Origin of the sequence: Enterobacter sp. Acro-832 (assembly GCF_011752745.1) — a bacterium.
Classification (GTDB): domain Bacteria; phylum Pseudomonadota; class Gammaproteobacteria; order Enterobacterales; family Enterobacteriaceae; genus Enterobacter; species Enterobacter quasiroggenkampii.
Genome location: NZ_VWWX01000003.1, coordinates 18642 through 41455, shown reverse-complemented (window position 1 = coordinate 41455; position 22814 = coordinate 18642). Strand labels below are relative to the sequence as shown.

At 56.3% G+C, this 22814-nt stretch carries 19 protein-coding genes; 8 read left to right on the top strand and 11 right to left on the bottom strand.

The genetic code is table 11. The features are described 5' to 3' along the window. Positions 1-60 precede the first annotated feature (60 nt). The 3 genes from aaeB to aaeX are packed head-to-tail and all read right to left on the bottom strand — an operon-like array spanning position 61 to position 3177. Positions 61-2028 (bottom strand): p-hydroxybenzoic acid efflux pump subunit AaeB, encoded by a 1968-nt coding sequence (gene aaeB / locus F3J31_RS11485; RefSeq protein ID WP_048225154.1) that lies wholly within the window; start codon positions 2026-2028, stop codon positions 61-63. A gap of 5 nt (positions 2029-2033) precedes the next feature. Then, positions 2034-2966, bottom strand: coding sequence for a p-hydroxybenzoic acid efflux pump subunit AaeA (aaeA, locus tag F3J31_RS11480; protein ID WP_023309394.1), 933 nt, complete (start codon positions 2964-2966; stop codon positions 2034-2036). 7 nt (positions 2967-2973) lie between these two features. Then, the gene (aaeX, locus tag F3J31_RS11475; RefSeq protein WP_003860416.1) at positions 2974-3177 is read right to left on the bottom strand and encodes a p-hydroxybenzoic acid efflux pump operon protein AaeX; all 204 of its coding nucleotides are present in this window, start codon (positions 3175-3177) and stop codon (positions 2974-2976) included. A gap of 179 nt (positions 3178-3356) precedes the next feature. On the opposite strand from aaeX, the gene aaeR reads away from it, so the two are divergent. Both aaeR and F3J31_RS11465 read left to right on the top strand, forming a co-directional pair. Then, a complete protein-coding gene (gene aaeR, locus F3J31_RS11470) occupies positions 3357-4283 on the top strand; it encodes an HTH-type transcriptional activator AaeR (RefSeq protein ID WP_023309395.1) in 927 nt (308 codons plus the stop codon). 219 nt (positions 4284-4502) lie between these two features. Beyond that, positions 4503-5117: a YagU family protein gene (locus tag F3J31_RS11465; RefSeq protein ID WP_032642433.1), complete on the top strand. Its 615-nt coding sequence runs from the start codon at positions 4503-4505 to the stop codon at positions 5115-5117. 47 nt (positions 5118-5164) lie between these two features. Here the strand turns inward: F3J31_RS11465 and tldD are convergent, their stop codons facing one another. The 8 genes from tldD to csrD all read right to left on the bottom strand — a co-directional run bounded on the left by tldD (position 5165) and on the right by csrD (position 17434). Next, a complete protein-coding gene (gene tldD / locus F3J31_RS11460) occupies positions 5165-6610 on the bottom strand; it encodes a metalloprotease TldD (protein WP_045910133.1) in 1446 nt (481 codons plus the stop codon). Positions 6611-6694: 84 nt separating this feature from the next. After that, complete coding sequence (gene yhdP / locus F3J31_RS11455) at positions 6695-10498, bottom strand: AsmA2 domain-containing protein YhdP (RefSeq protein ID WP_167213210.1); 3804 nt, start codon at positions 10496-10498, stop codon at positions 6695-6697. Between the two features lie 41 nt (positions 10499-10539). Next, positions 10540-12009, bottom strand: coding sequence for a ribonuclease G (gene rng / locus F3J31_RS11450; protein WP_008502847.1), 1470 nt, complete (start codon positions 12007-12009; stop codon positions 10540-10542). Then, positions 11999-12592 (bottom strand): nucleoside triphosphate pyrophosphatase, encoded by a 594-nt coding sequence (locus F3J31_RS11445; RefSeq protein WP_045910135.1) that lies wholly within the window; start codon positions 12590-12592, stop codon positions 11999-12001. The genes rng and F3J31_RS11445 overlap by 11 nt, the downstream gene beginning before the upstream one ends. A 9-nt stretch (positions 12593-12601) precedes the next feature. Next, entirely contained in the window at positions 12602-13090 is a 489-nt protein-coding gene (gene mreD / locus F3J31_RS11440; RefSeq protein ID WP_023309399.1) for a rod shape-determining protein MreD, read from the bottom strand. After that, positions 13090-14106: a rod shape-determining protein MreC gene (gene mreC, locus F3J31_RS11435; RefSeq protein WP_032650442.1), complete on the bottom strand. Its 1017-nt coding sequence runs from the start codon at positions 14104-14106 to the stop codon at positions 13090-13092. The genes mreD and mreC overlap by 1 nt, the downstream gene beginning before the upstream one ends. Before the next feature lie 62 nt (positions 14107-14168). Then, the gene (mreB, locus tag F3J31_RS11430) at positions 14169-15212 is read right to left on the bottom strand and encodes a rod shape-determining protein MreB (protein WP_000913396.1); all 1044 of its coding nucleotides are present in this window, start codon (positions 15210-15212) and stop codon (positions 14169-14171) included. Between the two features lie 281 nt (positions 15213-15493). Next, positions 15494-17434: an RNase E specificity factor CsrD gene (gene csrD / locus F3J31_RS11425; protein WP_045910136.1), complete on the bottom strand. Its 1941-nt coding sequence runs from the start codon at positions 17432-17434 to the stop codon at positions 15494-15496. A 182-nt stretch (positions 17435-17616) separates the two neighbouring features. Between csrD and F3J31_RS11420 the strand changes: the two genes are divergently transcribed. From F3J31_RS11420 to accC, 6 genes are all read left to right on the top strand, one after another. Next, positions 17617-18591, top strand: coding sequence for an MDR family oxidoreductase (locus F3J31_RS11420; RefSeq protein WP_045910137.1), 975 nt, complete (start codon positions 17617-17619; stop codon positions 18589-18591). Between the two features lie 77 nt (positions 18592-18668). Continuing rightward, positions 18669-19670: a protein-methionine-sulfoxide reductase catalytic subunit MsrP gene (gene msrP, locus F3J31_RS11415; protein WP_167213206.1), complete on the top strand. Its 1002-nt coding sequence runs from the start codon at positions 18669-18671 to the stop codon at positions 19668-19670. Next, the gene (gene msrQ / locus F3J31_RS11410; protein WP_024906321.1) at positions 19671-20270 is read left to right on the top strand and encodes a protein-methionine-sulfoxide reductase heme-binding subunit MsrQ; all 600 of its coding nucleotides are present in this window, start codon (positions 19671-19673) and stop codon (positions 20268-20270) included. Between the two features lie 234 nt (positions 20271-20504). After that, positions 20505-20957 carry a type II 3-dehydroquinate dehydratase gene (gene aroQ / locus F3J31_RS11405; protein ID WP_024906320.1) on the top strand — a complete coding sequence of 151 codons (453 nt, stop codon included), beginning with the start codon at positions 20505-20507 and terminating at the stop codon, positions 20955-20957. A gap of 21 nt (positions 20958-20978) precedes the next feature. Continuing rightward, positions 20979-21443, top strand: coding sequence for an acetyl-CoA carboxylase biotin carboxyl carrier protein (gene accB, locus F3J31_RS11400; RefSeq protein ID WP_013098992.1), 465 nt, complete (start codon positions 20979-20981; stop codon positions 21441-21443). A gap of 10 nt (positions 21444-21453) precedes the next feature. Next, entirely contained in the window at positions 21454-22803 is a 1350-nt protein-coding gene (accC, locus tag F3J31_RS11395; RefSeq protein WP_024906319.1) for an acetyl-CoA carboxylase biotin carboxylase subunit, read from the top strand. Positions 22804-22814 lie beyond the last annotated feature (11 nt).

Here is a 22814-nt window from a genome sequence, read left to right as displayed (position 1 = left end):
GCTGGAATAAGTATAGCCACAAAAAAACCGACGCTTTTGGCGTCGGTTTTTTTACTTCGGTCAGCTATCCGTGAGGGCATTCTGGTAGCGATGCAGCATAAACACCAGCCGTCCTACCGGCTCGGTCACCTGTGGCGGCGCGTCCCAGGTTTTAAGCTTCTCCTGGTAGATATCCAGCTCTTCAAGCAGTTGCGTAAAGTAGCGACGTCGTTTGTCATCACTGCTGGCGGAAAGCACGTGGTCAGCGGTACGACGCAGCTGTCGGTGCCAGGCCGACAGATCGTCGTTGATCGGCACCGGTGCGTTACGCAGACGCTGGTGTGCAATGATCATGGTCAGCGCCAGCCGGAACTTGCCGATATCGCCCGGGAACTTGTTCAGCAGTAAAAACAGCTGCTGGTAGAGCGCGGGCAGATGGTTCTCTTTACGGCGCGCGGTGTTGGTTGTCATCGACGACACGGCGGCCGACACAAACTGGTTCAACAGCACGCGGCCCGTTCTTGCCTGCGAATTATCGCGGACCAGCAGAATCACCATCATTGCCAGGAAACAGCCCACCAGCTGACCTAACGCGCTGTCGAGGAACTGGCTGAAATGGAAGGTCATCGGGTTATCGAGCACAATGATGTTAATCGTACTCGCCAGCGCCCCCAGCGATCCCAGACGTCGCTTTTGCACTTCAATGCCGATAAAGAACGCCATTACCGCCAGGCTAATACAGAGCAACAGCATGCTCTGCTGCGTCGACGGGATGATGACCAGAAAGTAGAGCGCGCCTATCGGCAGGGCGGCAATGGTGCCGTAAAGGAAATCGATAGCGACCATACGCGGATTAGGCAGACGCATCGCCAGTGCGGTCACGACGGCAATCATCACCATCGCGCCGCTGCCGGACGTCCAGCCCGTCCACAGCCAGAACAGCGTGCCGAGCATACAGGCGAGCGTCGTACGCCAGAAGTTAACCATCGCGTGATGGCGCTCGGCGGATTCCGCCTTGATCACCACTTCGCCCTGCAGCACCTCTTCTTCCGCCGCGCTGATTTTGGTATTCCCGATCACGCCGCGTTTCAGCAGCAGGTAGCGCGTCGCGGCGCCGACCCAGGTGTAGATGGTTACTGGCGTGTCGCGCTCCCCTGTCCAGGCGATCACCCTGCGCATACGCTTCAGCTGCTTGTGCACGTCCTGCACCGTTTCCACCGGCTCGGCGAACAGTTCGCGGAAGGTATCGGTGACCGCTTCCGGGCGCGTGTTCTGAATCAGATAGGTTTCACACGCCTGGGTAATCAGCGTTAACGAGACCGTATTAAGGGCTTTCAGACGACGGTTAGCGCGGGCCCAGCGTGACGACTCCATATTAAGATTGCTGCGCATCCCCTCCAGCGCCTGCGTGCGGCGAACCAGCCCGCTCCAGGCTTTATCCACCTCTTCGCTGTCGCCGTGCTTGATGCAGAGCTGCATCAGCTGGTACTGAGCAACAATCAGCGCGTCAAGCTCACGGTCGACTTCCTGCTTGATGGAGCGCGGGGAGAACAGCAGGTCCGCGACAATCGCACTCACGATACCAATGACAATTTCGCTGCATCGCTCCACCGCAAACTGCGGAGCCAGCAGCGGCTCGGACTGGATGGTGATGATAATAATCAGCGCGGTATAGCCCGCCAGCCCCCAGGCGTAGGAGTTCTCCACTTTCACCAGAGACGAGATCCAGGTGCAAAAGCCCGCCCAGATACAGCACACCATCAGCATCAGCAGCGGCGTGCGGATCATCAGAATAATAATGGTGAGCGCCGCAAAACAGCCGATAAACGTCCCGATAATACGCAACATTCCGCGATAGCGGATCGCGCCTGAATAGGGTTCCCCACCCGCAGCAAAGGCCGGTCCCGCCGCGACAATCGCAGCCGTCAGCACTGCCCAGCGAGGGGTTTCAAGCTGGAAGTGAAAGCCAACAAACAGCGCCAGCACAATGGCACACGCCAGCTTCACGGCGAAGCGAATGTGCTGGCTGGCGATGGAAAAGATGCCCATAGCGATTAACCAAACTCGCGCAGACGGTGGGCGATTTTACGGAAGAACGAGTCCTGGCTGGCATCCCGATCTTTTTCACCGGTAATCACCACCGTCGCCGTGGTACCCGCAGGCCACAGGTTGCCCTGCTGTTCGTCCAGATGGATACGGACCGGCACGCGCTGGGCCAGACGTACCCACTCGAGATTGGAATCCACCGTTGCCATTCCTTTTGCATCGTTCGAACTGCTGGAGTTGGTCACCCCTGCGGCGACGCTGTCGACGGTACCTTTAAAGACGCGGTTGCTGCCCAGCGGCGTGATTTCTGCCCGGTAGCCCGGACGTACGCCTTCCAGCTTGGTCTCTTCCATATAGGCGAGTACGTAGAAGGAGTTCTGTTTCACCAGCGCCACGGCGGTTGAGCCACGGGTAATAAATTCCCCGGCATAGACGTTAAGGTTGGTCACCCAGCCATCAGACGGTGCGCGGATCACGGTACGCTCCAGATCGAGCTTCGCCAGATCGCGCGTTGCTTGTGCTTTCGCCAGCTGGTGCAGCACGGTTTGCAGCACGTTGTTGGACTGATCAATCTCTTCACGGGACATTGCCTGAACACCAAGCTGGTTACGGCGGCCAGCTTCGCGGCGTTTCTCCGCAGCCAGCGCCTGGTAATAGGCCACGTCCGCTTCCGCCTCTTCCAGTGCTTTCTGGTAACGAGGCTGGTCGATGGTGAACAGAACCTGATCTTTTTTCACCAGTTGGTTATCGTGTACGTTGACCGCCGTGATGAGACCGGCCACGTCAGGGGCGATCGCCACCACATCGGCGCTGAAGCGTGCATCACGCGTCCACGGTGATTCGGTGTAATAGACCCAGGCGCGGAAAATAGCGATGAAGGCGAGGATAACCAGCGCCATGGTGATGGCAGTGCGGGAGATTTTTCTTGTTAGCGTTTTCACATCAACCTCAGACAAACATGCGCGATATCAGGTAGAACAGGCAGCAATACAGCGCGGTATTGAACAATGCAGGGTGCCAGACGAAATCGTAGATCCCGGTAGGGACCAGCACCTTGCGCACCAGCCAGAAGATCGCCAGTGATAAAAGAAGCTCGAAAAATATCGGTGGGAAGGACAAACCGAACACCACGATAACGGGAAACAGACTCATGTTGACCTTGATTAGAGAGAGTGCAGGCTTCAGAATTTTTTAGCGCACGCCATCGCAGGAGAGCAAGAAACGCCGGGCGAGAATGGCGCAGCCGTTATGTAATAAATAATATATTAACGTAACTGTTATGCTGTTATCTATAATATGTGATCTAAATCACTTTTAAGCCAGAGTGAACAATGGAACGTTTAAAACGCATGTCAGTCTTCGCCAAAGTGGTTGAACTGGGCTCCTTTACCGCCGCTGCACGCCAGCTTCAGATGAGCGTCTCATCCATCAGCCAGACGGTGTCTAAACTGGAAGATGAGCTTCAGGTCAAGCTGCTCAACCGCAGCACCCGCAGCATTGGGCTGACGGAAGCGGGCAAAATTTACTATCAGGGCTGTCGCCGTATGCTGCTGGAAGTGCAGGATGTTCACGAACAGCTCTACGCCTTCAACAACACTCCCATCGGCACGCTGCGCATCGGGTGTTCTTCAACTATGGCACAAAATGTTCTCGCTGCCATGACGGCGGATATGCTGAAAGAGTATCCCGGGCTTACCGTTAATCTGGTGACGGGTATCCCGGCGCCGGATCTGATAGCCGACGGTCTGGACGTGGTGATCCGCGTCGGCGCGCTGCAGGATTCCAGCCTGTTCTCGCGTCGGCTGGGCAGCATGCCGATGGTTGTCTGCGCTTCGAAGAGCTATCTGGCCCAGTACGGTGTGCCGGAGAAACCCGCCGACCTCACCAACCACTCGTGGCTGGAGTACAGCGTGCGGCCAGACAATGAATTTGAGCTGATTGCCCCGGAGGGGATCTCCACCCGACTGCTGCCGGAAGGACGGTTTGTCACTAACGATCCGATGACCATTTCGCGCTGGCTGGTAGCCGGCGCCGGGATCGCCTACGTGCCGCTGATGTGGGTGATCAACGAGATCAACAGCGGCGTGCTGGAGATCCTCTTCCCGCGCTACCAGTCCGATCCGCGTCCGGTGTACGCCCTGTATACCGAAAAAGACAAGCTTCCGCTGAAAGTCCAGGTGTGTATTAACTATCTGACCGAGTATTTTGTGGACGTGGCGGAGCTGTTTCAGGGGATGCGGGGAAGAAGAAAGGAATAATCAATTTATTTCTGAACGCATAGGAGCAATGAATATTCCCAGGATGAATCCCTTGTTGATTCAGGAATATTCCTTCGCCACTATCAGGAATAGAGAATTGACACTGCCGCTACCAGCCCATTACTTTATATGCAGTCTGCTCGTCAGACTGTTATTAATTTGTTGCTGATATAAATAATAAAATGTATTCCGCAGGATGACGTTAAACAAGGAAAAGAAATGAATCTATTTGAACAAACACCGCCTTCACGCAGGCGCTATGGACTCGCCGCGTTCATCGGTTTAATTGCAGGGATTGTCTCCGCGTTTGTCAAATGGGGAGCCGAAGTACCGCTTCCGCCACGCAGCCCCACCGACTTATTCACCGGCGCATGTGGACCCGAGCAATTAATAAGAGCCGCAAGCCAGATTGACTGTTCCCGCAATTTTTTAAACCCTCCCTATGTATTTTTACGCGACTGGCTGGGCGTTGTTGATCCTAACGCGGCAGTTTATACATTTGCCGGACATATATTTAACTGGGTTGGCGTGACGCATATTATTTTCTCAATCGTCTTCGCTGTTGGCTATTGTGTCGTGGCTGAAGTCTTCCCGAAAATTAAACTCTGGCAGGGTTTGCTGGCGGGTGCGTTAGCTCAGCTCTTTGTGCATATGATCTCCTTCCCGCTGATGGGGCTGACGCCGCCGCTGTTTGAGCTGCCGTGGTATGAACACGTTTCAGAGATCGTAGGCCATCTGGTCTGGTTCTGGTCGATCGAAATTATTCGTCGTGACTTGCGTAACCGCATCACACACGAGCCGGATCCGGAGATCCCGCTGGGTAACTTACGTTAGAAAAAAGGCGCTACATCAGTAGCGCCATTTTTTTATGCCGATTCAGGTCAGGCTGTGCCGCCTACCGTCAGGTTGTCCACTTTCAGCGTTGGCTGGCCCACGCCCACCGGCAGGCTCTGGCCCTCTTTACCGCAGACGCCCACGCCGTTATCCAGCTTCAGATCGTTACCGACCATCGAGATCTGCTGCATGGCTTCAATACCGGAGCCAATCAGCGTCGCACCTTTCACCGCTTTGGTCACTTTGCCCTTCTCAATCAGGTACGCTTCTGAGGTAGAGAAGACAAACTTACCGGAGGTGATGTCCACCTGGCCACCGCCAAAGTTTGGCGCAAAGATACCGTAATCAACGGATTCGATAATCTCCTGCGGCGTGGATTTGCCCGGCAGCATATACGTGTTGGTCATGCGCGGCATCGGCAGGTGCGCGTAAGATTCGCGACGTCCGTTGCCCGTCGGCGCGACGCCCATCAGGCGCGCGTTGAGTTTGTCCTGCATGTAGCCTTTCAGCACGCCGTTTTCAATCAGCACATTGTACTGACCTGGTGTACCTTCATCGTCGATAGCCACCGAGCCACGACGATCAAGCATGGTGCCGTCATCCACCACGGTGCACAGCTCAGAGGAAACGAGTTGCCCGATCTGACCGCTGAACACGGACGTCCCGCGACGGTTAAAATCGCCTTCCAGACCGTGGCCCACCGCCTCGTGCAGTAGCACGCCCGGCCAGCCGGCACCCAGCACAACCGGGAATGACCCCGCCGGTGCCGCGACGGCATTCAGATTCACCAGCGCCATACGCACGGCTTCTTTTGCCCACGCGTCAGCGCGCGCTTCACCGTCAACGTCGCCCAGGAACCAGTCATAGCCAAAACGACCGCCGCCACCGCTTGAGCCGCGCTCGCGTTTGCCGTCCTCATCGACCTGCACGCTGATGGAGAGACGCACCAGCGGGCGGACATCAGCCGCCAGAGTGCCGTCGGTTGCCGCCACCAGAATCAGTTCATACACACCGCTCAGGCTGGCAGAAACTTCCTGCACGCGTTTATCCGCCGCGCGGGCGACTTTGTCCACGCGACGCAGAATATCCAGCTTCTCTTCACGGCTCATGCTCTGCAGCGGATCGATGCTGGTATAGAGCGCAGAGTGCTGCACTTCTCCCAGCGTTTTCACACGTCCATCACCGGTATCACGCACAATGGTGCGCGCCGCCTGCGCGCTCTGCTCAAGTGCGGCGAGGCTAATCTGATCCGCATAGGCAAAACCGGTTTTCTCGCCGCTGACGGCGCGGACGCCGACGCCCTGGTCAATGTTGTAAGAGCCATCTTTGATGATGCTGTCTTCTAAAACCCAGGATTCGTGATAGCTCGACTGGAAATAAAGGTCGCCGTAGTCGAGACGGCGTTCGGTCAGTTGACCAAGAATGGAGAACAGGTCCTGATGGCTCAGGCCGTTCGCTGCGAGCAAATGTTCACTTACCAGGTTCAGACTCATCGTATTGCTACTCGTTCGTTGCCGCCTGTGGCGGTATAAAGATCGTATTTATTGAGAGTGAGGCAATTACCTGCCCACGTCAAATCATTGCTGTGCATCTTTGCGCGGCTGGCGCAGCACCTCGTTAATCTGCGGTTTATCGATCGGACCGGTAATGCGGTAGCGCAGAATGGAGACCTTGCTCCACAGCGGCCCCAGCACTTTGCTGGCGGCAAACACCGCCGCACCGACAATCGGGTTCACCACAAAGGCCGCCGCAACGCCCACGCTCGCGGAAATTTCCGGTGCCACCACGGCTTCCATATCCAGCTCGCGGCGCACAAGGTTAACGGAGCCTTTCATGGCAATGTCCGCTTCCAGGCCATCCACCAGCGTATCGTCCGTATGCAGAACGCCGTCCTTGATCCACGCCGTACTGCGGATGGAATCGTAGTAGAACCCTTCGCTGAAGGTATCGCTGAAGTCGAAGCGCAGCTTGCGCAGCAGCGCATCAAAGCTGAGGAGGCGCAGGATCTGCCCGGCGCGCCCCGTGCTCACGTCGGCGATCTCACCTTTGCCGAAGTGGGTTTTCAGAATGCCGTTCAGCGAGGCCTCATCCGGCTTCCACGGTGCGTCGCGCCAGTGAAGATCGTAATTAACGTCAAATGATGAACCGCGCAGCGGCGTGCTGATGCCAAAGAAATTGGCTGCTGCATCCAGTTTGTTGCCTTTAATGTCGCCCTTGAGGGACGTCCGCTGCTCGCCCGGATTATTCACCCATTCCCCGCCCGTCGTCATGCGGCCGAAGCCGGTATCAACCAGGCCGCCCGAGAGCGTAAGCGTGTTTCCCTGGATGGCAAAATCACCGTCGATGCGGCCATATTTCTGCCCCCACAGCCAGCACTCTGCACAGCGCAGCTGGAGATCGGGCCAGCCGCTAAAATCGACGCGGGAGATTTGACTCAGCGGTGACGTCGCAGCCGGTTTGTCTTTCCCGCTCGCGGCGCTTGCCGGGTTGTAGTAGAGGTAGCGGATCGCCGCCTGCCACGGCGCGTGATTGCGCATGGTCAGCGTACCGTTGATCTCTCTGCCCTGGGCTTCCACCTTCGTACCGTTAGCGCCAGGCTGTGAGACAATGCTCAGGTTGTTCCACTGCTGCCCGCCGAGCATTAGCGACGGCGTGCGTACGGTAATGGCTTGCGGGAACTGGGCGGTTTCATCGACGTTTTGCCCAACGCCTTTCTGGAACAGCGCCAGCCACTCTGCACCGTCCATCGGCGGAAGATTCAGCTCAATGCCCGCCTGCTCCGGCAGCGGTGGCGTGGAGCGGCTATCCGTCGTCCAGATGGCTTTGTCGAGGGTGAGCTTGCGGTTAAGCAACCAGCGGCTGTTGAAGTGGTTCGTCCCGCCCGCGCTGCCGGTCAGCGCGAAGCTGTTCAGGTTGCCATCCACGTTCAGCTTCACCGGCAGCGGCTGTCCGGCCTGTTTATCCAGCGGCGCAGGCAACTGGCTGTGAAGGTTTTTCAGATCGCCCGTGATGTCGACCTTGTACTGCGCGCCCGCGTGATAAGGCAGGTCTATTGCCACTTTACCTTTCCAGGCGACTGCGCCCTCCACGGACGCCTCAATCGGCTTCGGCAGGATGTCCATTCGCGCTGGCTGCCAGTTGCCGTCGAGATTGACGGCCACCTGATACGCCTTTTCACCCTCTGTGGTCGTGAAGTCGATATTCACGGGCTGATTAAACCAGCTGGCGGTAAGCGGCTCGCTCTTCAGGTTACCGTTCTCAAAGCTGAACTGCCCGCTGAGATTTTTCAGGGTGCTCTCAAGGGGTTTGATGAACAGACTGTTGTTCTTCAGACGGACGTCGCCTTTCGCGGTGGTCATCTCACCGTCCAGCGGGATATCAAGATGTAAGCGAGCATTCACATCACCATCAAGCTGGAGCTGCTGAAGCGTCGCGGCCAGCGACTCTTTGAGAGGGGTCTCCTCAAAGTACGGTCCCACCGCCTTGCCGGGACCGTTGATGTCGGCATCAATCAGCAGCTTCTCTTTTGAGTAGTCCGGAATGTTGGCCGTCAGGTTGCTGGCCGTCACGCCGCCCAGCGCCACGCTGTCGGACTTCATCCACAGGCCGTCATTGAGGAAATTAAGTTCGATATCCAGGTTTTTCAGCGCGGGCCAGCCCGGCTGGAACGCGAAGGTGGCGTCATGCAACGGCACCAGAACCTGGAACTGACCTTCATTATGTTTGTACGGGAACAGATGAGGATTACCGCCGTAAACCAGCGTGGCATTATCCGCCTGACCGCCCTGAATCGCACCACTCAGATAGTCTACCAGCGCTTTCCCCATCAGGTTTTCCGGGAAATAGCGCCAGGCCTGGGAGCCATCATCGGTACTGATCCCGGCCAGAATCCCCAGCCACGGCTCATCCCCTTCAGGCTGCAAATAGCGGAAGTCGCCGCGCGCGTGCACCGCTTTCGCTTTGACGTCGATATGCCGGCCATCGAGCTGGAAACCCTTGTCGTTACGGAGCCAGTTAAGCACTGCGTTGCCCTGTTCGATTTCCAGCGGCGCGCGGAAGACCGTCTCGTAAGGCATTTTGGCGTCGTGCATATCAACCGTCAGCCTGCCGTTCTCCACGCTGCCTTCCAGCTTGCCGCTAAAGTGCTCCGCACCCGGCAGCAGCTTCCACTGCTTCCAGGCAAGATCTTTCCATGTCGCCTGGAAACGGGTTTTTTCCGTCGCCTGAAGCGGAATATCCAGCGCCAGAGAATCAATCTTTCCGCTCGGCTGCGTAGCCAGCCAGATCTCGCCCAGGTCAGGAGAGAGCTTTGCCGCCATCGAGCGCAGCCCTTCAATAGCGGCCAAATCCAGGTTACTGGCACGGATACGCAGCTCGTCGCTGCGTTTACTGGCCGTGCCGCCAACGTCCTGCTCCGGCATCCAGGCCAGCGTCAGCGCACCGCGCGGCCACGGCTTGCCGTCCATCGTGATGCGCGTATCGGGAATGGCAAACTGCCAGCCCTCTTTCTCCTGCGTCACGTGCGCGGTGAGGTTATCGACGGAAAGCTGATGCTGCTGGTTTTCACCTTTCCAGCTCGCGCCTCCCTGCTTGAGCCAGATATCGCCGCTGGCAAATTCGCCTTTCGTCAGGGTCAACCAGCCTTCAAGACTGAAGCGGGCCGTTTCCAGCTGCATATTTTGCTGGAGCCAGTCGCCCAGCCACGGCTTGACGTCCACATCGTCGGCCTGCAGCCAGACTTTGCCGTTATTTAACAGGCCGTCATCGTCGCGCAGATCCATACGCACCTGCATCACGCCGTGCTGGCCGTTCAGGCTTGAGAGATTGACCTGCCCCTCGGCGCGGTGCCGATCCTTACCGTTGAGCCAGGTCAGCTGCGGGATCGCCAGCTCGGCGCGCTGGCCGGAAAGGGTAATAAAGCTCACTTCGCTGTCGCGCAGATCGAAATGATCGAACTGGCGGAGGAAAAGATCGCTGAAGCGGTTGGCTTCAAGACCCTGACCGCTATCGCCACCAGACAGCGGCGTATTGGTCAGGAACTGGAGCTGATAAAAGGTGAGATCGCGAAACTGCCAGCGCAGATGCAGCAGGCTTTGCCAGACGTCCAGCGCCAGGGTCACGCGTTTGATTTTCAGGTAGCCGCCATCTTTCAGGCTGGCGTTGATATCCCGGACATCGAGCGTCGGGCCAAAATTCTGCCAGTTAGCGCTGACCTGGCTGACGTTCACCGGCACGCCGGTAGTGGATTCGATTTTCGCCAGTAGCTGCGGACGCCAGCTGTCCAGATGCGGTAAAACGAGGCGTAGCCCGCTCACGAGCAACGCGACAATCACGACCAGCGTTGCCCCTGTAAGCAATAAAATCCCCGGCAATCGCCTCACGCATCTCTCCTTGTCAGCATTCGTCACGCAGCGTACTGCGCTTACATCATCACGACGTCAAACTGCTCCTGGTTATAGAGCGGTTCAATTTGTACTTTTACCTGTTTGCCGACAAAGATTTCCACTTCCGCCAGCGCGTGTGACTCTTCGCCTTTCAGCGCTTCAGCCACCGCAGGGGAAGCATAGACCAGAAAACGGTCGGAGTCGTAGGCATGATGCACACGCACAATTTCACGCATGATCTCGTAGCAGACGGTCTCAACCGTCTTTACCGTTCCGCGTCCATGGCAGGTTGGGCATTCATTACACAGCACATGCTCCACGCTCTCGCGGGTACGCTTACGCGTCATTTCCACCAGCCCCAACTGTGAGAAGCCGTTGATGCTGGTTTTCACACGATCTTTACTCAGGGCCTGCTCAAGCGAGTGCAGCACGCGGCGACGATGGTCTTCATTACTCATATCGATAAAGTCGATGATGATAATGCCGCCCAGATTGCGCAGACGAAGCTGGCGCGCAATCGCCTGCGTCGCTTCAATATTGGTGTTGAAAATGGTGTCATCGAGATTGCGATGGCCGACGAACGCACCGGTGTTGATATCGACGGTGGTCATCGCTTCGGTCTGATCGATGATCAAATAGCCGCCGGACTTCAGCTCAACCTTACGCTCAAGGGCACGCTGGATCTCGTTTTCGACATCATAGAGATCGAAGATCGGCTGACGCCCGGTGTAGTGCTCCAGCAGGCCCGGCATCTCCGGGATATATTCGGCGGTAAACTCCAGCAACGCTTCATACGTCAGGCGAGAGTCCACGCGGATGCGGTCGAGCTGCGCGTCGGCAAAGTCACGCAGAACGCGCTGCGCCAGCGCCAGCTCACCATAGAGCTGATAGCGGGTCTGGTTGCGTTTTTTACGCTCCATCACTTTTGTCCAGACGCGCTTCAGGTAAGCCGCATCCGACGCCAGGTCCTCCTCGCTGATCCCCTCTGCGGCGGTACGGATGATAAATCCGCCCTGTTCATCGCAGTAGGCGCTGACCACTTTTTTCAGACGCTCGCGCTCGCTTTCGCTCTCAATACGCTGTGAGACGCCCACGTGAGAAGCGCCGGGCATAAAGACCAGATAGCGGGAAGGTAGGGTGATATCGGTGGTCAGACGGGCGCCTTTGGTGCCGAGGGGATCTTTCACCACCTGCACCATCAGATCCTGTCCCTGACGCACCAGTTCAGAAATATCGCGCACGGCAAACTGCTTTTGCTCTTCGCCCGCGACGCACTCGGTGTGCGGCATGATATCGGAGGCATGTAAAAATGCCGCCTTATCGAGTCCAATATCTACAAAAGCCGCCTGCATACCCGGTAGTACACGACTGACACGACCTTTGTAGATATTGCCTACTATTCCGCGCCGCGCTTCACGCTCAATATGAATTTCCTGAAGAATGCCACCATCAATATAGGCCACACGGGTTTCCGATGGCGTTACGTTTACCAACAATTCAGCCGTCATAATTATCCCTTCCCTCACGCAGTGAGTTAAAATTGCTCAGCAACTCATACGTTTCCACCAGCGGTAAGCCGACTACGGCGTGATAGCTGCCATGAATCTTCCTGACAAAACAGCCACCCAGCCCCTGAATACCGTATGCACCTGCTTTATCCATCGGTTCACCGCTGGCAATATAAGCGGCGATGTCGTCGTCGGTAAGTACTCTGAAGGTCACTTCCGTCACCACCAGGCAGTCCAGCACGTGCTGGCGATCGGCCAACGCGACGGCCGTCATCACCTGATGCGTTTGTCCGGACAGCTTGCGCAGCATGCGCGCTGCATGATCGGCGTCGTGCGGTTTCTCCAGCACTTCACCGTTCAGGATAACGATGGTATCTGCCCCCAGCACAGGGAGATCGCGTGGCACACTGGCCACGCCCGCCTGCGCTTTCTCCCGCGCCAGACGTGACACGTACTGTTGAGCACTTTCACCCTCAGCACGTTTTTCTTCAATGCCGGTCACGATGCGTTCAAAAGAGACCCCTAGCTGCGTCAGGAGTTCCTGACGGCGCGGGGAGCCGGAAGCGAGATACAAAGACGTCATAGAAACCTTTTATTGCACAGCAAACTGCTGGCGAACCTTACGCATCAGCAGGAACAGCCATGGCCAGAGCACACCGTTTACTACACTACTCCAGAACACTTCCGGTCGGAAAGAGACGTTGATCACTAAAAACTCTGCCCAGAAAACAACGATATCCGCAGCGAGCGACAACAACATCACAACCAGGGCCTGTTGCCAGAGCGCAAGGTTACGGAAGAGCTGGAATTTGAGTGCGACGAGGTACGCAATAATGCTCATGGACAAGGCGCGTACGCCAAGCGTTGAGCCGCTAATGAGATCCAGTATGGCACCCATCACAAAACCTGTGCCGACATTTACGCGATGCGGCAGGGCAAGGATCCAGTAGAGCAAAATGAGCAATACCCAGTTTGGCCGGAAAACGAGAATGTCATCCGGCCAGGGCATCACTTGCAGCAACAGTGCAATGAGAAACGAGAGCCAGATGACCCAGCGTCCCTGGCTACGATAGCTTGCCACTACTGCCCTCCCGAAGAGAGTTTAGGCGGTGGCGGCGCATCCGGCAGCGGCTGCGTTAACCCGGTTGCCGGCGCCGGGACTGGCGCAGGCGGCCCCATGGAGTCCGCAGGCGGGAGAACCTGCGGCATCATCTGCATCAGACGTTCATTTGCCACACGATGCACCTCTTCAGGCGTCATCGGGTTAGCCCCGTTACGATCGGCGCCCCACAGCAGCAGCAAATAGCGCAGACGCTGCAAACCGGCGGTTGGACGCGCCTGAATCACGGTATAGGCACGCTGCGTATCCAGCTTCACCGAAGAGACCACCGCAACCGGATAGCCTTCAGGGAAGCGGCCACCCAGACCGGAGGTCACCAGCACGTCGCCCACGCGGATATCCGTGTTGGCTGGCAGGTGTTCCAGCTGCAGGTCATCCGTACAGCCGTTCCCGGCCGCAATCACGCGGATGTCGTTGCGCAGCACCTGGATCGGCAGCGCATGCGTGGCATCACAAATCAGCAGCACGCGGCTGGTCAGTTTGGCCACGGCAACCACCTGGCCCACGACGCCTTTATCACTGATAACAGGCTGACCTTCATACACCCCGTTCACGCTCCCTTTGTCGATCACAACCTGATCGCTGTAAGGGTCGTTCACGGTGGAGATCACCTGAGTGACCATTTTCTGCTCATCCTGACGCAGCGGCGAGCCGAGCAGTTCACGCAGACGCGCATTTTCCTGCTTGTATTGCCCCAGCATCAGCAGTTCGCTGTTTTTCAGCAACAGTTCCTGACGTAATGCCCGGTTTTCGAGTTCGAGTTGGTCACGTGAAGACAGCGTTTGAGAAACGGAGTCGAGCAGTTCACGGGGACCATTGGATATAAAGTAGAAAGGACTGACGGCGGTATCCATGTACGTTCGGATTTGGCTGAACGTACCGAGGCGGCTATCGGCAATAATGACCCCAAGCGCAACCAGAACCGCCAGAATGAGGCGAAACTGTAGCGATGGGCCACGGCTAAAAATTGGCTTCATAGGCTATGCGTATTCTCGCGTCAGAGAGAAAGGGTAGCAAATTGCTACCCTCTCAAACTCGACTACTCTTCGCTGAACAAATCGCCGCCGTGCATGTCGATCATTTCCAGCGCCTTGCCACCACCACGGGCGACGCAAGTCAGTGGATCTTCTGCAACTACGACAGGAATACCTGTCTCTTCCATTAACAGGCGGTCGAGGTTACGCAGCAGCGCACCACCACCGGTCAGAACCATACCGCGCTCGGAGATATCGGACGCCAGCTCTGGTGGGCACTGTTCCAGCGCGACCATTACCGCGCTCACGATACCCGTCAGTGGTTCCTGCAGTGCTTCCAGAATTTCGTTGGAGTTCAGGGTGAAACCGCGTGGCACACCTTCAGCCAGGTTACGGCCACGCACTTCGATCTCACGCACTTCATCGCCCGGATACGCAGAGCCGATTTCGTGTTTGATACGCTCTGCGGTGGCTTCACCGATCAGAGAGCCGTAGTTACGGCGTACATAATTAATGATGGCTTCGTCGAAGCGGTCACCACCGATACGTACGGAAGAGGAGTATACCACGCCATTCAGAGAGATAACGGCCACTTCAGTGGTACCACCACCGATATCCACCACCATGGAACCGGTCGCTTCAGACACAGGCAGACCTGCACCGATTGCCGCCGCCATTGGTTCTTCAATCAGGAACACTTCACGCGCACCAGCACCCTGGGCAGATTCACGAATTGCGCGACGCTCTACCTGGGTTGCGCCAACCGGCACACACACCAGAACACGCGGGCTTGGACGCATGAAGCTGTTGCTGTGAACCTGCTTGATGAAGTGCTGAAGCATTTTTTCAGTCACGAAGAAGTCGGCGATAACGCCGTCTTTCATTGGGCGAATAGCGGCGATGTTGCCAGGGGTACGACCCAGCATCTGCTTCGCGTCATGACCCACAGCGGCCACGCTTTTCGGCGAGCCTGCACGATCCTGACGAATGGCCACAACGGAAGGCTCATTCAATACGATGCCTTGTCCTTTTACATAAATAAGGGTATTCGCAGTACCCAGGTCAATGGACAGGTCATTGGAAAACATGCCACGAAATTTTTTCAACATACTAAGGGATAATCCTGAAAGCTGGGGCGGAAAACAAAATCCGCTTACTTTACCAACCACACGCAGCAGCGACAAGGCGCAAAAATCATCTGCAACGGTGAAAATTTGTGCAGTACGTTTCCTGATGTTACAAAATCATCCCCTGACTCCCTCAGGGCTGAGTAAACAGTAGCGTTCCCCACTGACGTTTGTAACCCGTTAAGGTCGTTCACTGGCTTTTTGCTCGACATACTCAAAGCTACAGGCGCGATATTCTACGTGAAAACAGCGTAAACGGCAGGTCAAACAGAGTATCTTTGCAAATATTTTTTCACGTTGGTGTCAAGCGGTTGAGAGGCAGCAAAAAAATCCCCCTGACCACCCATGACACCGCGCTCTGTTAACATCTGCCATTCCCCTCTGGAGCGCACGCCCGTAGCAAATACTTGTGTTCGCGTTCCCTTGCATGCTTCTACCAGACTCTGTACCAGCAGCTGGTTTTCCGTACGCTTCTCAATATTCCTTACCAGCCCTGGATGTAGCTTTAATAACTCCACATCCAGCGCCTTAATCCAGTCGGTACTGACCAGCGTTAAACCTGCCTGCGTCACCGCGACACGCGCACCGAGCGCATTGATCAAACGTACCACCGGACGTAACCGGCTGATGTGTTGACCTACATCGGCCTCAGCAAGTTCAAAAATAATGTGTTTGCGTTGCGATTTTTCGCATTGCATTAATGTATCACGTAGCCAGCGCTGAAAACGTGGGCGTATTAACGACTCCACGGTGACCTGCAGCGCCAGGCTCTCTTCCGGCCAGAAAGATAAAAACGGAATTAACCGGGTAATTTGCTGGCGGTCATACTCTTCGGAGAGACCAAATTGCAGGACCATCGGCAGATATTCCGCCGAGATAACCTCTTCCGAACCGTCAAAAATACGGCACATCAGTTCACGGTGGTGAACGTTGCCGTTTTTCATGACCGCGGGTTTTTGATAAATACGCGGTCCGCCGCGGCTCAGCATTTGCTCAATCAAAGTACGCCAGCGCACGTTACCGCGCCCTTTTTCCGGCAGGGAGTCATCATACACCGCCCATCCGTTCGCGCCCTGCAACACGGCGTTGCGGGTGGCCGCTTCCGCATGTTCCATCACCTGTTCTGTCGATTGCCCGCCACGCCAGGCGCAGATCCCCATGTGGACCATATCGTCCCTGTCGAGCATTTTGCTCTGCGGCAGCGCATCCACCGCCTTCAGCAGCTGGCTGGCGATGCTTTCCGACTCTTTCAGCGTTCGGTGCGGCAGCAACACGGCAAAGTCGCTGCGGTGATAGCGGGCCAGCAGCGCACCCGGGTAGCGCATAATAAAGGTGGAGAGCAGGTTGATCAGCGTAAAGAGATTTTCTTCCGCGGCCCGCTGTCCCCAGGTATCGCGCAGGAGATCAAAGTCAGGCAGGCGAATCATCATCACCACCCCGTGCGTCCCCACTTTTTCCGAATCGTCGAGCAGCGTGGCGAGTTGATTATCAAAGAAGAGGCGGTTGTTCAGGCCAGTTTTATTATCCTGGGCGGCATAGGAGCGGATCAGCGAATCCATACGGCTGCGCTGGTCGCTGGCAAACTGGATTTCCGAGAGCAGCGTATCCAGCGCACTGCTGGCGCGTGACGGCCATTCGTGGACGGAACCTCGCACCTGCGGGCCGCGCTCACCGTTAAGGATCCGCACGGAGCGCATCTCCAGCAGCTCCTGTCCGGAGAGCTGGCGGCGCAGCCAGCGGACCGCGAGAAAGATCAGCAGGACGATAAACGCCACTGCCACGGTGAGCGGCGCGGTGGTCATCATCGAACGGAAATAGCTGGCCATCGGATCGAGGTAGACCATGTGGATGGTCATCCCCGGATTTTTCAGGGAATGCACCGTCACTTCCCGGTACTGGCTCACCACGCCCGCAGGCCGATAACCTCCCGGCCGTTCATGGCTTAACACACGATGCTTTCCCTGCTGAATGTCGATTTGAACAATATCAACAGGTACCATCAACTCATCGAGTTCACGGGTGAGCGCCGGTAGCGGCGTCGTCAGTAGACGCGTATCAATCACTGACGCGACGGACTGCACCCGGTTGACCAGTTTGTCCTGAATGGCGTTGTAAAAGCTTAGAGAGCAGCCCAGAAGGGTGACAAAAATGGTAAGCCCCGTCAGCAAAGTGATAAAAGCTGAAAACTTCGTCGTTAATCGCATCCTTGAGATTACTCCGTGGGTTGATGGGGTAGCGAGTAAGCGCTAACTTGCATTTCGAATGCGGCATACTACCAAATCGGGTGTATCTGGCAATTTATTGCGTTAAATCGGCACTGCGTTTCCCTGAGCGAGTATAGTCTTCAGAAATTATTTTCCAATCATATGAGTCGAGAGGACCCCGTATGCAGGCTTTGATCTTAGAACAGCAGGACGGCAAAACGCTTGCCTCAGTGCAGGCGGTAGAAGAGAGTCGCCTGCCGGAAGGCGAAGTAACCGTCGACATCGACTGGTCCAGTTTAAATTATAAAGATGCGCTGGCGATTACCGGTAAGGGTAAAATCATCCGAAATTTCCCTATGGTGCCAGGTATTGATTTCGCGGGCCGGGTTCATACCAGCGAGGATCCGCGCTTCCACCCGGGCCAGCAGGTGCTACTCACCGGCTGGGGCGTAGGTGAAAATCACTGGGGCGGGCTGGCCACGCAGGCGCGCGTGAAGGGCGACTGGCTGGTGCCGATGCCGAAAGGCATGGATGGCCGCAAAGCGATGATCGTCGGCACGGCAGGCTTTACCGCGATGCTGTGCGTGATGGCGCTGGAAGAGGCGGGCATCCGCCCTGAATCGGGCGAAATTGTCGTCACCGGTGCCAGCGGGGGCGTGGGGAGCACGGCAGTGACGCTACTGCACAAACTGGGCTATCAGGTCGCGGCGGTTTCCGGTCGTGAAAGCACCCACGATTACCTGCGCCAGCTCGGTGCAAACCGCATTCTCAGCCGTGACGAATTCGCTGAAACCCGTCCGCTGGAAAAACAGGTCTGGGCAGGCGCGGTAGATACCGTCGGTGATAAGGTGCTGGCAAAAGTCCTGGCGCAGATGAACTACGGCGGCTGCGTGGCTGCCTGCGGACTGGCGGGCGGATTTGCCCTGCCCACCACCGTGATGCCATTTATTTTGCGTAACGTCCGCCTGCAGGGTGTGGATTCCGTGATGACCCCAGCGGCTCGCCGTACGCAGGCATGGGAACGTCTGGTACGCGATCTGCCGGAGTCCTTCTACACTCAGAGCGCCACGGAGATCACGCTCAGCCAGGCACCGGAGTATGCCAGTAAGATCATGGACAATCAGTTCCACGGTCGAGCGCTGGTGAAAATCGCCTAATCTTCAAATTTTCGTGACATATTCGCGCGAATCCCTCTCCTCCGTCATGCTTAGGAAAACGCATGACGGAGGATGCCATGAAAAACCGAAAACTGACGGAAGCCGACGTAACGTCTGAGTCTGTCTTTATGTTACAGCGCCGCCAGATCCTGAAAATGCTTGGCATCAGCGCCACCGCGCTCTCGCTCTCGCCGGCAGCATACGCCGACCTGCTCGACTGGTTTAAAGGCAACGATCGGCCGAAGGCCCCTTCCGGCGCCCCGCTCACCTATACGAAACCCGCCCAATGGCAGAACAAACTCGCGCTTACGCCAGAAGATAAAGTCACCGGCTACAACAACTTCTACGAATTTGGTCTCGACAAGGCCGATCCTGCCGCCAACGCCGGTAGCCTCAAAACCGATCCGTGGACGCTGAAGATTGATGGCGAAGTGGCGAAACCTCTGACGCTGGATCATCACGATCTGACCACCCGTTTCCCGCTCGAAGAGCGTATCTACCGTATGCGCTGTGTGGAGGCCTGGTCGATGGTGGTCCCCTGGATTGGCTTCCCGCTGCATAAATTACTGGCGATGGTTGAGCCCACCAGCAATGCAAAATATGTCGCCTTCCAGACGCGCTATGCGCCGGACGAGATGCCTGGACAAAAAGACCGGTTTATTGGCGGCGGGCTTGAGTATCCGTATGTGGAAGGGTTACGCCTCGATGAGGCGATGCACCCGCTTACCCTGCTGACCGTCGGCGTGTACGGCAAGGCGCTTCCGCCGCAGAACGGTGCCCCCATTCGTTTAACCGTACCGTGGAAATACGGTTTCAAAGGAATTAAGTCCATCGTCAGCATTAAGCTCACCCGCGAGCGCCCGCCAACCACCTGGAATCTGGCGGCCCCGGACGAATACGGTTTCTTCGCCAACGTGAACCCGCATGTGGATCACCCGCGCTGGTCGCAGGCGACCGAGCGGTTTATCGGTTCCGGCGGTGCGCTGGACGTGAAGCGTCAGCCCACGCTGCTGTTTAACGGTTATGCGGATGAAGTGGCCTCGCTGTACCGTGGCCTCAATTTACGGGAGAACTTCTGAGTGCGTTTAACGGCAAAACAGATTACCTGGCTGAAAGTGCTTCTGCATCTGGCCGGGCTGCTTCCTTTTATATGGCTGTTCTGGGCCGCCAGCCAGGGGCTCTTTAGCGCCGATCCGGCCAAGGATATCCAGCATTTTACCGGTCGGATGGCTCTGAAATTTTTGCTGGCCACCTTGCTCGTCTCGCCGCTGGCGCGCTACGCTAAACAGCCACTATTGATACGCACCCGTCGGCTGTTAGGGCTATGGTGTTTTGCCTGGGCGACGCTGCATCTCACCAGCTATGCCCTGCTGGAGCTGGGAATTAACAATCTGGCACTGCTTGGCCGCGAACTGGTGACGCGCCCTTATCTGACGCTGGGTATTGTGAGCTGGGTAATTTTACTGGCGTTAGCGCTGACCTCCACGCAATATGCACAGCGAAAACTGGGCAGGCGCTGGCAGCTGCTGCACAACTTCGTCTATCTTGTCGCGATCCTCGCTCCCATTCATTACCTGTGGTCGGTGAAGATCCTCTCCCCGCAGCCGGTCCTGTACGCACTGGCCGCCGTGGCGCTTTTAGCATGGCGTTACAAGAAGTTCCGCCAGTGGTTGCGATAGTGCGCGAAACTGTGCGTTTTCCCGCATATTCCCCGTCAACCGCAAATCTTTTTCGGATAGCGGTTGATAATCTTCCCTGATAAGACCAGTATTTAGCTGCTAAATGCTACGAAATCGTTATAATGTGCGACCTTGGTTCGCCTGACAGCGGTTTTAAGCCTCTGAAAAGGTGACATTTGCGTTTCGAAGGTATATTTTGTTTTTTACCCGAGAATCGCAGGAGATAGCGGCATAATGACTGATAAGTTCCATATCTTAGTTTTGAACGGACCGAACCTGAACATGCTCGGAACCCGTGAGCCAGAGAAGTACGGCACGCTGACATTGAGTGAAATTGTTAACCGTCTGGGAACGGAAGCAGCGTCACTGAATGTGGATTTGGATCATTTTCAGTCGAATGCGGAGTACGCAATCATCGACCGTATTCATCAGGCTAAAGACAATGTGGACTATATCCTGATCAATCCGGCCGCGTTTACGCACACCAGTGTTGCTATCCGCGACGCACTGCTCGCGGTGAGTATCCCGTTTATCGAGATCCACCTGAGTAACGTGCACGCCCGAGAGCCGTTCCGCCACCATTCGTATCTGTCAGATATCGCTGCTGGCGTTATCTGTGGACTGGGCGCAGACGGCTATTCATACGCTTTACAGACAGCGGTAAAACGCTTGTCACAATCACACTAAACAAGAGTACGGAACCCACTCATGGATATTCGTAAGATTAAAAAACTGATCGAGCTGGTTGAAGAATCAGGCATCTCCGAACTGGAAATTTCTGAAGGCGAAGAGTCTGTACGCATCAGCCGTGCAGCCCCAGCCGCTAGCTTCCCGGTAATGCAGCAGGCTTATGCTGCGCCAGTGCAGCAGCCTGCGCTCTCCGCAGCCGTTGCGCCAGCAGCAACTGAAGCCGCACCTGCCGCTGCAGCAGAAATCAGTGGTCACATCGTACGTTCCCCAATGGTTGGTACTTTCTACCGCACCCCGAGCCCGGACGCGAAGGCGTTCATCGAAGTGGGTCAGAAAGTCAACGTAGGCGATACCCTGTGCATCGTTGAAGCGATGAAAATGATGAACCAGATCGAAGCAGACAAATCAGGTACTGTGAAAGCGATTCTGGTCGAAAGTGGTCAGCCGGTTGAATTTGACGAGCCGCTGGTCGTCATCGAGTAACGAGGCGAACATGCTGGATAAAATTGTTATCGCCAACCGCGGCGAGATTGCTCTGCGTATTCTTCGTGCCTGTAAAGAACTGGGCATCAAGACCGTCGCGGTGCACTCAAGCGCGGATCGCGATTTAAAACACGTATTGCTGGCGGATGAGACGGTCTGTATTGGCCCGGCTCCGTCCGTAAAAAGCTATCTGAACATCCCGGCTATCATCAGCGCCGCTGAAATCACCGGCGCGGTGGCAATTCATCCGGGTTACGGCTTCCTCTCTGAGAACGCCAACTTTGCTGAGCAGGTTGAACGCTCTGGCTTCATCTTCATCGGTCCGAAAGCCGACACCATCCGCCTGATGGGCGACAAAGTGTCTGCAATCACCGCGATGAAAAAAGCCGGTGTGCCAACCGTACCAGGCTCTGACGGCCCTCTGACCGACGACATGGATGCTAACCGTGCTCATGCTAAACGCATTGGCTACCCGGTTATCATCAAGGCGTCTGGCGGCGGCGGCGGTCGCGGTATGCGCGTTGTGCGTAGCGATGCCGACCTGGCGCAGTCCATCTCCATGACCAAAGCTGAAGCGAAAGCCGCTTTCAGCAATGACATGGTATACATGGAAAAATACCTGGAAAACCCACGCCACATCGAAATTCAGGTGCTGGCTGACGGTCAGGGTAACGCGATCTATCTGGCAGAACGTGACTGCTCCATGCAGCGTCGTCACCAGAAAGTGGTCGAAGAAGCGCCAGCACCGGGTATTACCCCGGAACTGCGTCGCTACATCGGCGAGCGTTGTGCCAAAGCGTGTGTCGATATCGGCTATCGCGGGGCGGGTACCTTTGAGTTCCTGTTCGAAAACGGCGAGTTCTATTTCATCGAAATGAACACCCGTATTCAGGTTGAACACCCGGTTACCGAAATGATCACCGGCGTTGACCTGATCAAAGAACAGCTGCGTATCGCTGCAGGCCAGCCGCTCTCCATCAAGCAGGAAGAAGTTGTGGTGAAAGGCCATGCGATCGAGTGTCGTATCAACGCCGAAGACCCGAACACCTTCCTGCCAAGCCCGGGTAAAATCACGCGTTTCCACGCGCCGGGTGGTTTTGGTGTGCGTTGGGAGTCTCATATCTACGCCGGTTACACCGTACCGCCGTACTATGACTCAATGATCGGCAAGCTCATCTGCTACGGCGAAAACCGTGACGTGGCAATTGCCCGCATGAAGAACGCCCTGCAGGAGCTGATCATCGACGGTATCAAAACCAACGTTGATCTGCAGATGCGTATCATGAGCGACGAGCACTTCCAGAATGGTGGAACCAACATCCACTATCTCGAGAAGAAACTCGGTCTTAACGAGAAGTAAGACTGCGCGCG